Origin of the sequence: Actinotalea alkalitolerans (genome assembly GCF_023369855.1) — a bacterium.
Lineage (GTDB): Bacteria > Actinomycetota > Actinomycetes > Actinomycetales > Cellulomonadaceae > Actinotalea.
In genome coordinates, this window is sequence record NZ_JAMBPP010000010.1 from 39,981 (window position 1) to 54,479 (window position 14,499).

Sequence of the window (14,499 nt, forward strand, 5' to 3'; positions counted from 1 at the left end):
CCTGTCGGTCACCTGAACTAGGCTCGGGACATGGCCGATCCGGCGACCTACCGTCCCCCTCCAGGACAGGTCCCCGACTCCCCGGGCGTCTACCGCTTCCGTGACGAGCACGGCCGTGTGGTCTACGTCGGCAAGGCCAAGAGCCTGCGCTCGCGCCTGGGCAGCTACTTCCAGGACCTCTCCGCCCTGCATCCGCGCACCCAGCAGATGGTGACGACCGCGGCATCGGTCGAGTGGACCGTCGTCGGCACGGAGGTCGAGGCCCTCGCCCTCGAGTACTCGTGGATCAAGGAGTTCGACCCTCGGTTCAACGTCAAGTACCGCGACGACAAGTCCTACCCCTACCTGGCGGTCACCCTGGCCGAGAAGGTGCCACGGGTCCAGGTGATGCGTGGGGCCAAACGCCCCGGCACGCGGTACTTCGGGCCGTACGCGCACGCCTGGGCGATCCGCGAGACCGTCGACCTGCTGCTGAGGGTCTTCCCGGTGCGGACCTGCTCCTCGGGCGTCTTCAAGCGCGCCGCGCAGTCGGGTCGTCCTTGCCTGCTCGGCTACATCGACAAGTGCTCCGCGCCGTGCGTCGGACGGATCAGCACCGAGGACCACCACGCGTTGGCGCAGGACTTCTGCGACTTCATGGCAGGTGACACGGCGAAGTTCCTGCGACGGCTCGAACGGCGGATGAAGCAGGCCTCGGCCGAGCTCGAGTTCGAGGCCGCGGCGCGGCTCCGCGATGACATCGCAGCCCTCGAGCGGGCGACCGAGAAGAACGCCGTCGTGCTTCCCGACGGCACCGATGCTGACGTCTTCGCCCTCGTGGGCGACGAGCTCGAGGCAGCGGTGCAGGTCTTCCACGTGCGCGACGGCCGCATCAGGGGGCAGCGCGGCTGGGTCGTGGAGAAGGTCGAGGACATCACCGACGCCGAGCTCGTCGAGCACCTGCTGCAGCAGGTCTACGGCGACGGTGCCGAACGGCACGAGCCTGGACGTTCGTCGGACGGGTCGGCCCGTCCCGAGCGTGGCGCGGCAGCCCCGGGCAGCGCCGTGCCGCGCGAGGTCCTCGTCCCGGTGCTGCCCCCCGACGTCGACCAGGTCACCGACTGGCTGGGTACGCTGCGCGGCGCCCGGGTCCAGGTGCGGATTCCCCAACGAGGCGACAAGAAGTCCCTTGCCGAGACGGTGCGACGCAACGCTGAGCACGCCCTCATGCTCCACAGGACGCGGCGGGCCGGCGACCTGACCACGCGGAGTCTTGCGCTCCGCGAGATCCAGGAGGCGCTCGAGCTGCCGAGCGCCCCGCTGCGGATCGAGTGCTACGACATCTCCACGACGCAGGGGACGCACCAGGTCGGGTCGATGGTCGTCTTCGAGGACGGACTGGCGCGCAAGCCGGAGTACCGGCACTTCGTGGTGCGCGGACCGGACGGCACCGGTGCACGTGACGACACCGCGGCGATGTACGAGGTCATCACCCGGCGCTTCCGCCGCTACCTCGAGGACCAGGCCGTCTCGGGTGCGCTCGACCTCGGCGCAGGGCCGGACGGCGACCCGGTTCGTGTGGACCTCGAGGGTGCGTCCGTGCCTGGCACCCCTGCGCCTGGCACCCCTGTTCAGGGGTCGCCGGTGGTCACCGGGGGGGAGGTCCCCGCCGAGGTTCCCGCACGGCCGGCCCGTTTCGCCTACCCGCCCAACCTCGTGGTCGTCGACGGCGGCGCCCCTCAGGTCGCGGCGGCAGCACGGGCCCTCGCCGACCTGGGGATCGAGGACGTCGCGCTGTGCGGGCTCGCCAAGCGGCTCGAGGAGGTGTGGCTGCCGGGGGAGGAGTACCCGGTCATCCTGCAGCGGAGCTCCGAAGGGCTCTACCTGCTCCAGCGGCTGCGGGACGAGGCGCACCGCTTCGCGCTGCGTCATCACCGCACACGGCGTTCCAAGGGGATGACGACGTCGGCCCTGGACACGGTCCCGGGCCTGGGCCCGGCCCGGCGCGCGGCCCTGCTCAAGCACTTCGGCTCGGTGTCGCGCCTCCGGGCAGCATCGGTCGAGGAGATCGCCGAGGTGCCCGGGATGGGCCGCCGGACCGCCGAGACCGTGCTGGCCGCCCTGGTGCCCGAAGGATCGGAGCCCACCGAGCGATCCCCTGGCATGCTGGGCCCATGAGCACCGAGCCACCGCCCATCACCGTGCCGCAGGGGATCCCCGCGCTCGAGGCCGTCACCCCGACCCCGAGGGGCGACCTTCCCGAGATCCTCGTGATCACTGGGATGTCGGGCGCCGGCAAGTCGCGGGCCGCCGCGGTCCTGGAGGACCTCGAGTGGTATGTGGTCGACAACCTCCCGCCACGGCTGCTCACCCACCTCGCGGCGATGATGACCCCGAGCCCGGGAGGCATCCACCGGCTGGCCGCCGTGGTCGACGTGCGCGGACGTGAGTTCTTCACCGATCTGATCGAGGTGATCGACTCGCTGCGTGCCGCCGGGCTCGACTACCGGATCCTCTACCTGGACGCGTCCGACCCGGCGCTCGTGCAGCGGTACGAGGCGGTACGACGGCCGCACCCGCTGCAGGGTGAGGGCACCCTGCTCGACGGGATCGCGGAGGAGCGGGTGCTGCTCGATGCGATCCGTGAGCGCGCCGACATCGTGATCGACACCACCGAGCTCAACGTGCACGACCTCGCTCGCGAGGTGCGGCTCGCGGTGAGCGGAGGCGCGGAGGACCAGCTGCGCATCAACGTCCTGTCGTTCGGGTTCAAGTACGGCATCCCGCTCGACGCGGATCACGTCGTCGACGTGCGCTTCCTGTCCAACCCGTACTGGATCACCGAGCTGCGGCACCTGACCGGCCGTGACGAGCCGGTGCGTGACTACGTGCTCGAGCTCGACGGTGCGCGTCTGTTCATCGACCGGTACGTCGAGGCCCTCGAACCGGTGCTCTCGGGGTACATGCACGAGGACAAGCGTTACGCGACGGTCGCTGTGGGGTGCACCGGTGGCAAGCACCGTTCGGTGGCGATCTCGGAGGCTCTCGCCGGGGCGTTGCGCGAGCGGGGGCAGCGCGTCGTGGTGACGCACCGTGACCTGGGGCGGGAGTGAACCAGCCCCGGATGGGGAGCACCGGCGGGCCGAACCCCTGGGTCAGTCCGTCGACGGCTTCACGCGGGCCGGCCATCGTCGCCCTCGGTGGCGGTCACGGTCTGTCGGCGAGCCTGTCGGCGCTGAGGTTGATGTCCGACCGGCTCACCGCCGTGGTGACCGTGGCCGACGACGGCGGCTCGTCGGGCCGGTTGCGGGCCGAGATGAACGTCCTGCCGCCGGGGGACCTGAGGATGGCCCTGGCTGCCCTGTGCGACGACTCCGACTGGGGCCGTACCTGGCGTGACGTGCTCCAGCACAGGTTCCACTCCGAGGGGACCCTGGACCAGCACGCGGTCGGGAACCTCCTGATCGTCGCCCTGTGGGAGCTGCTGGGCGACACCGTCACCGGGCTCGACTGGGTGGGCGGACTGCTCGGCGCACGTGGCCGCGTGCTGCCGATGGCCGCGGTACCGCTGATGATCGAGGCCGACCTGGTCGACCTCGACGGCAGCGGGAGCGGTGTCGCGCGGGTCGTGCGCGGGCAGAGTGCGGTGGCCGTCGCCCCAGGTCGGGTGCGGCAGGTCCGACTCCTGCCCGCCGACCCCCCCGCCTGCCCCGAGGCTGTTGCTGCCGTGGACGCTGCGGACTGGGTGGTGCTCGGGCCGGGCTCGTGGTTCACGTCCGTCATGCCGCACCTGCTGGTCCCTGACCTCTCGGCCGCCCTGCACCGCACGGCCGCTCGTCGGTGCGTGACGTTGAACCTGAGCCAGGAGTCCGGCGAGACCGCGGGCATGTCTGCCTTCGAGCACCTCCGGGCCCTGCGTGCCCACGGGCCCGACCTCAGGATCGACGTGGTGATCGCCGACCCGACCGCGATCGAGGAGGTCAGTGCGCTCCAGGACGAGTGCTCGGCCATGGGGGCCCAGCTCCTGCTGCGGCAGGTAAGGGTGGGGGACGGCAGCGCCCGTCATGACGCCCTGCGGCTCGCCGCCGCCTACCGGGACGCTTTCGAAGGATTCCTCGGAGACGTCGGCACCCCCGCCAGGTGATGGCAGGATGACGCCATGGCGTTGACGGCACAGGTGAAGGACGAGCTCGCACGGTTGACCGTCGACAAGACCTCATGGCGCAAGGCGGAGGTCTCCGCGACCCTCCGCTTCGCGGGTGGTCTGCACATCATCTCCGGCCGCATCGTGATCGAGGCGGAGCTCGACACGGGTGTCGCGGCCCGGCGGCTGCGCCAGTTCATCTCCGAGGTCTACGGCCATGGCAGCGACGTCGTGGTGGTCAGCGGAGGTGGCCTGCGCCGTGGGACCCGCTACGTGGTGCGGGTCGTCAAGGACGGCGAGTCGCTGGCCCGCCAGACGGGCCTGCTCGACAGCCGCGGCCGTCCGGTGCGTGGGCTGCCCCCCCAGGTCGTGTCCGCGGGGCTGGGTGAGGCCGAGGCCGCGTGGCGGGGGGCGTTCCTCGCTCACGGTTCATTGACCGAACCCGGACGATCCTCTGCCCTGGAGGTGACCTGTCCCGGACCTGAGGCCGCACTCGCCCTGGTCGGCGCGGCGCGCCGGATCGGCATCGCGGCCAAGGCCCGCGAGGTGCGCGGGGTCGACCGTGTCGTGATCCGGGACGGCGACGCGATCAGCGCGATGCTCACGCGGCTGGGCGCTCACGACGCCGTCATGGTGTGGGAGGAGCGCCGGATGCGCCGGGAGGTGCGGGGCACGGCGAACCGCCTGGCGAACTTCGACGACGCGAACCTGCGGCGTTCCGCGCGGGCCGCGGTGGCCGCCGGCGCGCGGGTCGCGCGAGCCTTCGAGATCCTCGGGGAGGACCTCCCTGAGCACCTGCGTGAGGCGGGGCAGCTGCGGCTTGCCCACCGGCAGGCTTCCCTCGAGGAGCTCGGGCAGCTCGCTGAGCCACCGCTGACCAAGGACGCCGTCGCCGGGCGGATCCGGCGGCTCCTGGCGACCGCGGACAAGCGGGCTGCCGAGCTCGGCGTGCCCGACACCGAGGCCGGCCTGAGCCCGGACATGCTCGACGTCTGACGCGGGGGTGGTGGTGCCGTCTAGGCCCCGCGACCCGCACGTCCGGTGGACGAACGTCCCTGCGCGAGATGTTTCCGGCGTGTAGCCTGAGGTCATCTGGGGATCGAGGAACAGTCACGGTCCGGCCAGGCGTGTACAACGCCGTACGCAACCCTTAGCGACCACTTGCGTGCCGGAGGACCCGGCGCGTCCCGAGGAGGCACAGTGACCATCCGCGTCGGTATCAACGGCTTCGGCCGTATCGGACGTAACTTCTTCCGCGCCGTCATCGAGTCGGGGGCCGACATCGAGATCGTCGGTGTCAACGACCTCACGGACAACAAGTCCCTGGCGCACCTGCTCAAGTACGACTCCATCCTGGGTCGTCTGGCGCAGGACGTCACCTACGACGAGACGTCGATCACCGTCGGTGGCAAGACCATCAAGGCGATGGCCGAGCGCGACCCGTCCGCTCTCCCCTGGGGCGAGCTGGGCGTGGACATCGTCATCGAGTCGACCGGTTTCTTCACCGACGCGACCAAGGCCAAGGCCCACCTCGACGCCGGCGCCAAGAAGGTCATCATCTCCGCCCCGGCGAAGAACGAGGACGCGACCTTCGTCGTGGGTGTCAACCACACCGACTACGACGCCGCCACCCAGCACGTCATCTCCAACGCCTCGTGCACGACGAACTGCCTGGCCCCCATGGCCAAGGTGCTCGACGAGGCCTTCGGCATCGAGCGTGGCCTGATGACCACGATCCACGCCTACACCCAGGACCAGAACCTGCAGGACGGGCCGCACAGCGACCTGCGTCGTGCGCGCGCCGCGGCCATCAACATGGTCCCGACCTCGACCGGTGCGGCCAAGGCCGTCTCGCTCGTCCTCCCGCAGCTCAAGGGCAAGCTCGACGGCTACGCCATGCGCGTCCCCACGCCCACCGGCTCGGCCACCGACCTGACCTTCACCGCCTCGCGCGAGGTCACCGTCGAGGAGGTCAACGCCGCGATCAAGGCCGCCTCCGAGACCGAGGGCCTCAAGGGCATCCTGACCTACACCGAGGACCCGATCGTCTCGTCCGACATCGTCACGGACCCGGCCTCGAGCATCTTCGACGCCGGCCTGACCAAGGTCAGCGGCAGCCTGGTCAAGGTCGTGGCCTGGTACGACAACGAGTGGGGCTACTCCAACTCCCTCGTCAAGCTCACCACCTACGTGGGCGACCGTCTCTGACGTTCCCGTCCCACCGAGCAGCTGACATGCGTCCGCGTGCCCCGCGCGACCTCCGGGTCGGGCCGGGTGCGCGGACGCTGTCATGTCACCCCTGACGATCACTCACCGAGGATGTGCTCCATGAAGACCATCGACGACCTGGGCGACCTGCGCGGCAAGCGCGTGCTCGTCCGCTCCGACTTCAACGTGCCGCTCGACGGCACGACCATCACCGACGACGGCCGTGTGCGTGCCGCCCTGCCGACGCTCACCAAGCTCGTCGAGGCCGGCGCACGCGTCGTGGTGACCGCTCACCTCGGGCGCCCCAAGGGAGCCCCCGAGGACAAGTACTCGTTGGCCCCCGTCGCCGCCCGCCTCGGTGAGCTGCTCGGCGTGCCGGTCCACCTCGCCAAGGACACCGTCGGTGAGTCGGCCAAGGCCACGGTCGCCGCCCTCGCGGACGGTGAGGTGGCGCTCCTGGAGAACATCCGCTTCGACCCGCGCGAGACGTCCAAGGACGAGGCCGAGCGCGCCTCGCTCGCCCAGGAGCTCGCAGCCCTGGCCGACGCGTACGTCTCCGACGGCTTCGGGGTGGTGCACCGCAAGCAGGCCTCGGTGTACGACATCGCCCTCGCTCTGCCGTCCGCGGTCGGTGGGCTGGTGCTCAAGGAGGTCGAGGCGCTCCGCAAGGCCACCGACGACCCCGAGCGCCCCTACGTCGTCGTGCTCGGCGGGTCCAAGGTCTCGGACAAGCTCGGCGTCATCGCCAACCTGATCACCAAGGCCGACCGGTTGCTCATCGGCGGAGGCATGGCGTTCACCTTCCTCGCCGCCAAGGGCTACTCGGTGGGATCCTCGCTGCTCGAGCAGGACCAGATCGAGACGGTCAAGGGTTACCTGGCGCAGGCCGAGCAGGCCGGTGTGGAGATCGTCCTGCCGACCGACGTCGTCGTGGCCGACTCCTTCGCGGCCGACTCGCCGCACGAGGTCGTCGCGGCCGACGCGATCCCCGACGGACGGATGGGCCTGGACATCGGCCCGGACTCCTCGACGCTGTTCCGGGACAAGATCCTGGACGCCAAGACGGTCGTCTGGAACGGACCTGCCGGGGTCTTCGAGTTCGAGGCGTTCTCGGGTGGCACACGGGCCGTGGCCCAGGCCCTCGTCGACGCAGGTGCCGCAGGTGCCTTCACGATCGTGGGCGGTGGCGACTCCGCCGCCGCCGTCCGGGTGCTCGGGTTCGACGAGGCGGGCTTCGGCCACATCTCCACCGGGGGTGGCGCGAGCCTGGAGTTCCTCGAGGGCAAGTCGCTCCCCGGTATCGCTGTGCTGGACCAAGAGAACGGGAGCTGATCATGGCAGACGCACGTACCCCGCTGATGGCGGGCAACTGGAAGATGAACCTCGACCACCACCAGGCCACCCACCTGGTGCAGAAGCTGGCGTGGACCCTCAAGGACGCCAAGCACGACTACTCGGCGGTCGAGGTCAGCGTGCTGGTCCCGTTCACCGACCTGCGCTCGGTCCAGACCCTGGTCGACGCCGACAAGCTCGAGCTGTCCTACGGTGCGCAGGACGTGTCCGCGCACACCGAGGGCGCCTACACCGGGGAGATCTCGCCGGTGATGCTCGCCAAGCTCGGGGTCACCTACGTGGCGGTCGGGCACTCCGAGCGTCGCCAGTACCACGCCGAGGACGACGCGCTGGTCGGTGCCAAGGTGAAGTCCGCCTTCAGCCAGGGCATCGTGCCGATCCTGTGCGTCGGGGAGGGGCTGGACATCCGCAAGGCGGGCGACCAGGTCGCCTACACCCTCGACCAGGTCAAGGGCGCCCTCGCAGGGCTCTCGGCCGAGCACGCCGCCCAGATCGTCATCGCCTACGAGCCCGTCTGGGCCATCGGTACGGGTGAGGTCGCCACCCCGGAGGACGCCCAGGAGGTCTGCGGAGCAATCCGTGAGTGCCTGGCCGACCTGTACGACGCCGAGCTCGCGGCAGGCGTGCGTGTCCTGTACGGCGGCTCGGTGAAGTCGGGCAACGTGGCCTCGATCATGGCCAAGCCCGACGTCGACGGTGCCCTGGTCGGTGGCGCGAGCCTGGACGCCGAGGAGTTCGCCAAGATCGCGCGCTTCCAGTCGCACCAGGTCGGTCTCTGACCCTCGACCGGTCCTGATCGCACGCCCGCGGGTTGTCATCTGCGTTCGTGCCGGGTCCCCAGGTCCCGCCCGAGACGGGCGGGACCTGGGGGGCCGGGCTGGTTGCCCAGCGGTTCGACGGGGTGGGACGAGGTATTCCACCCGGACGTGTTCGTCGGATCGCACCCGCGTCACCTATCCTTGTCCGGGCGCCCCTCGGCGCCGGACGCGAGCTGAGTGAGGACGTACGAGTACGTGGACGCACTGCGCATCACCCTGCAGGTTCTGCTGGTCCTGACCAGCTTCCTCGTCATCGCGCTCGTGCTGCTGCACAAGGGCAAGGGCGGCGGCCTCTCCGACATGTTCGGCGGAGGCATCTCGAGCGGTGCCGGGAGCTCCGGCGTGGCCGAGCGCAACCTCAACCGCATCACCATCGGGTTGGCACTGTTCTGGGCGACCATCATCGTCCTGCTCGGCCTGATCCAGCGCGTCAGCGCCTGAGACCGGAGGTTCACCGTGGCGAGCGGTAGTGCAATTCGTGGTTCCCGTGTCGGAGCCGGCCCCATGGGCGAAGCAGAGCGTGGCGAGTCGGCCCCGCGGTTCTGGGTGTCCTACTGGTGTGCCAACGGGCACGAGACCAAGCCCAGCTTCTCGATCGAGGCAGGCGCCGAGGCGCCCGAGACCTGGGACTGCCCGCGCTGCGGGTACCCGGCCGGGCAGGACCAGGCCAACCCGCCGTCGCCCTCACGCAACGAGCCCTACAAGACGCACCTGGCGTACGTGAAGGAGCGGCGCAGCGACGAGGACGGCGCGGCCATCCTCGACGAGGCCCTCGCGGCCCTGCGAGCCCGTCGCGGTACCGCCTGAGGGTAGTGCTCCTGAGGCTCAGGCCGCGACACGGATCAGCATGAAGCCGTCGTAGCCCTTCGAGCCGACGGTCTGCACGACGGTCGCCGCGAGACGGTCGTCGCCCGCGACCCTCGCGTACAGCGCGCGGGTGCCTGTGACGGCTGGATCGGTGCTTCCCGGGTCCACGACCAGGCCTGCTCGCACGACGTTGTCGACGACGATCACGGAGCCACGACGGGTCAGCTGGAGCGCCGCCTCGAGGTAGGCCACGTTGGACGGCTTGTCGGCGTCCACGAAGACCATGTCGTACGGTTCGACGCCGTCTTGGATGAGCCTGCCGAGGGTGTCGACGGCCCGTCCCACCAGGATGTCGACCACGCCCGCGAGCCCTGCCCGGGTGATGTTCTCCTCGGCGACGGCCGCGTGCACCGGGTCGATCTCCAGGGTGGTCAGTCGTGGCTCGTCGCCGACCAGTCCACGCGCCATCCAGATCGTGCTGTAGCCGCCGAGGGTGCCGATCTCGAGGATCCGACGTGCCCCGTGCACCTGGGCGAGGATCTGCAGCATCCGGCCCTGGGCGGCCGAGACCTGGATGGCCGGCAGGCCCGCGGCCTCGGCACGGGCCAGGGCCTGGTCGAGCACGGTGTCAGGACGGACGACGGTCTGGATGAGCTCGTCGACCGCGGACCAGGTGCTCTGCGTCACGGTGTCCTCCAGGTGAGGCGGCGTGCCGGTGGGTCGGTGCGTCAGCCGGCAGCGTCGGCGTCGAGCAGCCACAGGGTGCGTTCGACACCCACCGCACCAGCCGCGGGTGTCGTGGTGACCGCGTCCCCGGCCAGGCCGCGGGCTGCTGGTGCGGCCTTGTCGGCCCCACCGACGACCAGCCAGATCTCGCGGGCGGCGGTCAGCGTCGGGAGGGTGAGGGTCACCCGCTCGGACGGCGGCTTGGGCGAGCCGTGCACCCCCGCCACCGCACGGTCGGTGACCTGGAGCCCGGCGTGCCCGGGGAAGAGCGAGGCCACGTGGCCGTCGGGGCCCATTCCCAGCAGCACGACGTCCAGCGCCGGGACTGCCGCCCCCTCGGGAGCGTGCTGCGCGAGCTCGGACGCGTAGGCGGCCGCCGACTCCTCGGGGGTGGAGACACCAGGACCCGGGCCGACCATGGGGTGCACGTTGGCGGCGGGGATCTCGAGCTCGTCGAGGAGCGCCTCGCGGGCCTGGGTCTCGTTGCGGTCGGGGTGACCGTCGGGCAGGAAGCGCTCATCACCCCACCACAGGTGGACGCCGGTCCAGTCGACCGCAGGGCGCAACGGTGAACCGGCGATCTCGGCCAGGACGGCGATGCCGACCGACCCACCGGTCAGCGCCACGTGCACCGGGCGGTGCAACGACTGCCGGTCCACCAGGTGCACCAGGAGGCGGGCAGCCGTCACCCGTGCCAACGTCTCGCGGTCGGGATGCACGACCGCGACCCGTGCGCCGGCACTCATGCCGCACCGATCCGGTCGAGACCGCTGTCGAGAACCTCGCTGTAGACCTCGTCGGGGTCCAGACGGCGGAGCTCCTCGGCGAGGCACTCGCGCAACCCGCGGATGGGCATCGACGTGTGGCGTTCGGGTTGGCCCGGCTGGCTCAGCGTCGCCGTCCGGCCGTCGGGTCGGTCGATGATGATCGGGCCCGACGGGCGGTGGAGCTCGACCCGGGTGATCGCCTGGACATCCTTGAGCCGGACGAGGTCCACCGGGCAGTCCAGCGCGTAGGCGAGCCACGCAGCGAGCAGCACCACCGAGGGGTGGGACTCGTGGCCGCGCACCTCGACCCTGGTCACCGGCTCGTGGGGAGGGAGGTCGAGGGCAGCGGCGAGCAGACCACGCCACACCGTGAGCCGGGTCCAGGCGAGGTCGGTGTCCCCGCCCTTGTGCCCGTCGCGCAGCCGGCGCAGTGTCCGCATCGGGTCCGAGCAGGCGGTCGAGTCGGTGATCCGGCGCTGGGCCATCCGTCCGATGGGATGACTCGCGGGTGTCTGCGGGACCTCCTGGGGCCACCACGCGACGATCGGCGCGTCGGGCAGCAGCAGAGGGATCACCAGGGTGTCGCTGTGCTCGAGCATCTCGCCCGAGACTCGCAGCACGATGACCTCGCTGGCACCCGCGTCGCCACCCACCCGGATCTCGGCGTCGAGACGGGCCGTGGTGCGCGTCTCGTCCCGGGCCAGCACGATGACCCGGCACGGGTGCTCGCGGCTGGCCTCGTTGGCGGCCTTGACGGCGTCCTCGACGTCGCCGTCCTGCGCGTCGATGACCAGGGTCAGCACCCGTCCCAGGGCGACGGCGCCGCCCTCCTCTCGGACCCGGACCAGGGCCCTGTTGACCGCCGTGGTGGTCGTGTCGGGAAGGTCGATGATCATCGTTCACCTCGTGTCACGGGAGGGTTCGGGCAGGTCGGGGTCACGGTCGTCTCCAGGAGCGGCCGTCACGGGCCATCATCGCGTCGGCGGAGTCCGGGCCCCAGGTGCCCGACCGGTAGGGCTCGGGTGCACCGTTGCTCTCCCAGTAGGCCGTGATCGGGTCGAGGATCTTCCAGGAGAGCTCGACCTCCTCGTGCCGGGGGAAGAGCGGGGGGTCGCCGAGGAGGACGTCCAGGATGAGGCGTTCGTAGGCCTCGGGCGAGGACTCGGTGAACGCGTGGCCGTAGCCGAAGTCCATCGTGACGTCGCGGACCTCCATCGCGGTGCCGGGCACCTTGGAGCCGAAGCGGATCGTGATGCCCTCGTCGGGCTGCACCCTGATGACCAGGGCGTTCTTGCCGAGCTCCTCGGTCGCGGTCGACTCGAACGGCAGGTGGGGTGCCCGCTTGAAGACCACGGCGATCTCGGTGACCCGTCGACCGAGCCGCTTGCCGGCACGCAGGTAGAACGGCACCCCGGCCCAGCGTCGGGTGTCGATGTCGAGACGGATCGCCGCGTAGGTCTCGGTGCGAGAGTCCGACGCGGTCCCGTTCTCGTCGAGGTATCCCACGACCTCCTCGCCGCCCTGCCAGCCCGCGCTGTACTGCCCTCGGGCGGTGTGGGCGCCGAGGTCCTTGGGCAGGCGCACCGCGGAGAGCACCTTCTCCTTCTCGGCGCGCAGGTCGTCGGCGTCGAACGAGACGGGCTCCTCCATGGCCGTCAGTGCGAGGAGCTGCAGCAGGTGGTTCTGGATCACGTCCCGGGCCGCACCGATGCCGTCGTAGTACCCGGCCCGGCCGCCGATCCCGATGTCCTCGGCCATCGTGATCTGCACGTGGTCCACGTAGTGGGCGTTCCAGATGGGCTCGAACAGCTGGTTGGCGAACCGCAGCGCGAGCAGGTTCTGGACCGTCTCCTTGCCCAGGTAGTGATCGATCCGGAAGACCGACTCCGGGGTGAACACCTCCGAGACGACGTCGTTGAGCTCCTGCGCACTGGCCAGGTCGTGACCGAACGGCTTCTCGATGACCACGCGGCGCCATGCGTCCTTGCCCTGCTCGGACAGCCCGGAGCGCGCGAGCTGGCGGCAGACCAGGGGGAACGAGCCGGGTGGTACCGACAGGTAGAACGCGTGGTTGCCCCCGGTGCCCCGCTCGGCGTCGAGCTCGGCGACGGTCCTGCTCAGCCGGTCGAAGGCGTCGTCGTCGTCGAACTCGCCCTGGACGAAGCGGATGCCCTCGGCGAGCTGACGCCAGGTGCTCTCGCGGAACGGGGTCCGGGCGTTGGCCTTGACGGCGTCGTGCACCACCTGGGCGAAGTCCTGGTTCTCCCAGTCTCGTCGCGCGAACCCGGTGAGCGCGAACCCGGGGGGCAGCAGGCCGCGGTTCGCCAGGTCGTACACGGCCGGCATGAGCTTGCGCCGGGCGAGGTCCCCGGTCACACCGAAGATCACCAGACCGCACGGGCCGGCGATGCGCGGCAGCCGGCGGTCGCGGGGGTCCCGCAGCGGGTTCCGGGGGGCGTCGGTGGTGCCTGGACTCATGTGACCTCTCCGTGGGCGAACAGCTGGCCGATCCGGTGGTGCGTCCTCATCCGGCGGATCCGGGGGCGTTGCGCTCCAGACCCGCGGTGACCGTGTCCAGCAGCTCCTGCCAGCTCGCCTCGAACTTGCTGACGCCCTCGCGCTCGAGCAGGTCGGTCACCTCGTCGAGCGAGATGCCCACCGTGGACAGCTGCTCGACGACGTCCTGGGCGTCGTCGTAGGCGGTGGTGACGGTGTCCCCGGTGATGTCGCCGTGATCGGCGACCGCCTCGAGGGTCTTGCCGGGCATGGTGTTGACCACACCCGGTGCCACGAGCTCGTCGACGTAGCGGGTGTCGGCGTAGGCGGGGTCCTTGACGCCGGTCGAGGCCCACAGCGGGCGCTGCACCGCGGCGCCGTCCCGCGCCAGGGACTGCCAGCGCTCGGTGGCGACCGTCTGCTCGTAGAGCCGGTAGGCCAGCCGGGCGTTGGCGATCGCGGTGCGACCGCGGAGCCGTGCCGCCGCGGGGGAGTCGATCTCGTCCAGGGCGGCGTCGACCGCGGCGTCGACCCGGGAGACGAAGAAGGAGGCGACCGAGGCGATGGAGGACAGGTCCAGGCCGGCCGTGCGGGCCTGCTCGAGCCCCGCCTGGTAGGCGTCCAGGACGTCGCGGTATCGGTCGAGGGAGAAGATCAACGTGACGTTGACGCTGATGCCCGCGCCGACGACCGCGGTGATCGCGGGCAGACCCTCGATCGTGGCCGGGATCTTGATGTACAGGTTGGGACGGTCGACCGTCGACCACAGCCTGCGAGCCGTCGCGATCGTCGCCTCGGTGTCGCGGGCCAGCCCGGGATCGACCTCGATCGAGACCCTTCCGTCCAGGCCGCCCGTGGCGGCGTGCACGTCGGCGAGCGCGTCGCACGCTGCCCGCACGTCGTCGGTGGTGATGCTGAACACCGCCTGGTCGACGTCGGCGCCGGCCGCGGCCAGCTCACCGAGCTGCTGCTCGTAGGCGTCCCCGGCGGACAGCGCTGAGGCGAAGATCGTGGGGTTGGTCGTGACGCCGACCACGCCCCGCTCGGTCACCAGCCGGGCGAGCTCACCGCTGCCGATCAGCTCGCGGGACAGGTCGTCGAGCCAGATGGCGACCCCGGCGTCACGCAGACGCCTGATCGGCTCGGGGGCGCCGCGGTCGTGGGTGCTCGTGCTGGTGCTCTGGGTCATGACGGTCTCCTT

General features: G+C 70.8%; 14 protein-coding genes. 9 read left to right on the top strand and 5 right to left on the bottom strand.

Annotated elements, in window-relative coordinates; genetic code table 11:
• The first annotated feature begins 30 nt into the window (after window positions 1-30).
• The 9 genes from uvrC to M1R94_RS13535 all read left to right on the top strand — a co-directional run bounded on the left by uvrC (window position 31) and on the right by M1R94_RS13535 (window position 9,309).
• Window positions 31-2,157 (top strand): excinuclease ABC subunit UvrC, encoded by a 2,127-nt coding sequence (uvrC, locus tag M1R94_RS13495; RefSeq protein WP_249382232.1) that lies wholly within the window; start codon window positions 31-33, stop codon window positions 2,155-2,157.
• Window positions 2,154-3,092, top strand: coding sequence for an RNase adapter RapZ (gene rapZ / locus M1R94_RS13500; protein WP_249382233.1), 939 nt, complete (start codon window positions 2,154-2,156; stop codon window positions 3,090-3,092). The genes uvrC and rapZ overlap by 4 nt, the downstream gene beginning before the upstream one ends.
• A gap of 11 nt (window positions 3,093-3,103) precedes the next feature.
• Complete coding sequence (locus M1R94_RS13505) at window positions 3,104-4,123, top strand: gluconeogenesis factor YvcK family protein (protein ID WP_249382234.1); 1,020 nt, start codon at window positions 3,104-3,106, stop codon at window positions 4,121-4,123.
• A gap of 15 nt (window positions 4,124-4,138) precedes the next feature.
• Window positions 4,139-5,119, top strand: a complete 981-nt coding sequence (whiA, locus tag M1R94_RS13510) for a DNA-binding protein WhiA (protein WP_249382235.1) — start codon at window positions 4,139-4,141, stop codon at window positions 5,117-5,119.
• Between the two features lie 204 nt (window positions 5,120-5,323).
• Window positions 5,324-6,331, top strand: coding sequence for a type I glyceraldehyde-3-phosphate dehydrogenase (gene gap / locus M1R94_RS13515; RefSeq protein WP_249382236.1), 1,008 nt, complete (start codon window positions 5,324-5,326; stop codon window positions 6,329-6,331).
• A 120-nt stretch (window positions 6,332-6,451) separates the two neighbouring features.
• On the top strand, window positions 6,452-7,663 hold the full coding sequence (locus M1R94_RS13520; protein WP_249382237.1) for a phosphoglycerate kinase: 1,212 nt from the start codon (window positions 6,452-6,454) through the stop codon (window positions 7,661-7,663).
• A gap of 2 nt (window positions 7,664-7,665) precedes the next feature.
• Entirely contained in the window at window positions 7,666-8,463 is a 798-nt protein-coding gene (gene tpiA / locus M1R94_RS13525; protein WP_249382238.1) for a triose-phosphate isomerase, read from the top strand.
• 234 nt (window positions 8,464-8,697) lie between these two features.
• Window positions 8,698-8,943 (top strand): preprotein translocase subunit SecG, encoded by a 246-nt coding sequence (gene secG / locus M1R94_RS13530; RefSeq protein ID WP_249382363.1) that lies wholly within the window; start codon window positions 8,698-8,700, stop codon window positions 8,941-8,943.
• 15 nt (window positions 8,944-8,958) lie between these two features.
• Complete coding sequence (locus tag M1R94_RS13535) at window positions 8,959-9,309, top strand: RNA polymerase-binding protein RbpA (RefSeq protein WP_249382239.1); 351 nt, start codon at window positions 8,959-8,961, stop codon at window positions 9,307-9,309.
• An 18-nt stretch (window positions 9,310-9,327) separates the two neighbouring features.
• Here the strand turns inward: M1R94_RS13535 and M1R94_RS13540 are convergent, their stop codons facing one another.
• Genes M1R94_RS13540 through tal form a run of 5 tightly spaced genes read right to left on the bottom strand, consistent with a single transcriptional unit; the run spans window position 9,328 to window position 14,487 of the window.
• The gene (locus M1R94_RS13540) at window positions 9,328-9,996 is read right to left on the bottom strand and encodes an O-methyltransferase (protein WP_249382240.1); all 669 of its coding nucleotides are present in this window, start codon (window positions 9,994-9,996) and stop codon (window positions 9,328-9,330) included.
• Between the two features lie 41 nt (window positions 9,997-10,037).
• Window positions 10,038-10,781 carry a 6-phosphogluconolactonase gene (gene pgl, locus M1R94_RS13545; RefSeq protein WP_249382241.1) on the bottom strand — a complete coding sequence of 248 codons (744 nt, stop codon included), beginning with the start codon at window positions 10,779-10,781 and terminating at the stop codon, window positions 10,038-10,040.
• On the bottom strand, window positions 10,778-11,698 hold the full coding sequence (gene opcA, locus M1R94_RS13550; RefSeq protein WP_249382242.1) for a glucose-6-phosphate dehydrogenase assembly protein OpcA: 921 nt from the start codon (window positions 11,696-11,698) through the stop codon (window positions 10,778-10,780). The genes pgl and opcA overlap by 4 nt, the downstream gene beginning before the upstream one ends.
• 40 nt (window positions 11,699-11,738) lie before the next feature.
• The gene (gene zwf / locus M1R94_RS13555) at window positions 11,739-13,280 is read right to left on the bottom strand and encodes a glucose-6-phosphate dehydrogenase (RefSeq protein WP_249382243.1); all 1,542 of its coding nucleotides are present in this window, start codon (window positions 13,278-13,280) and stop codon (window positions 11,739-11,741) included.
• 46 nt (window positions 13,281-13,326) lie between these two features.
• Complete coding sequence (tal, locus tag M1R94_RS13560; RefSeq protein WP_249382244.1) at window positions 13,327-14,487, bottom strand: transaldolase; 1,161 nt, start codon at window positions 14,485-14,487, stop codon at window positions 13,327-13,329.
• Between the last annotated feature and the right edge of the window lie 12 nt (window positions 14,488-14,499).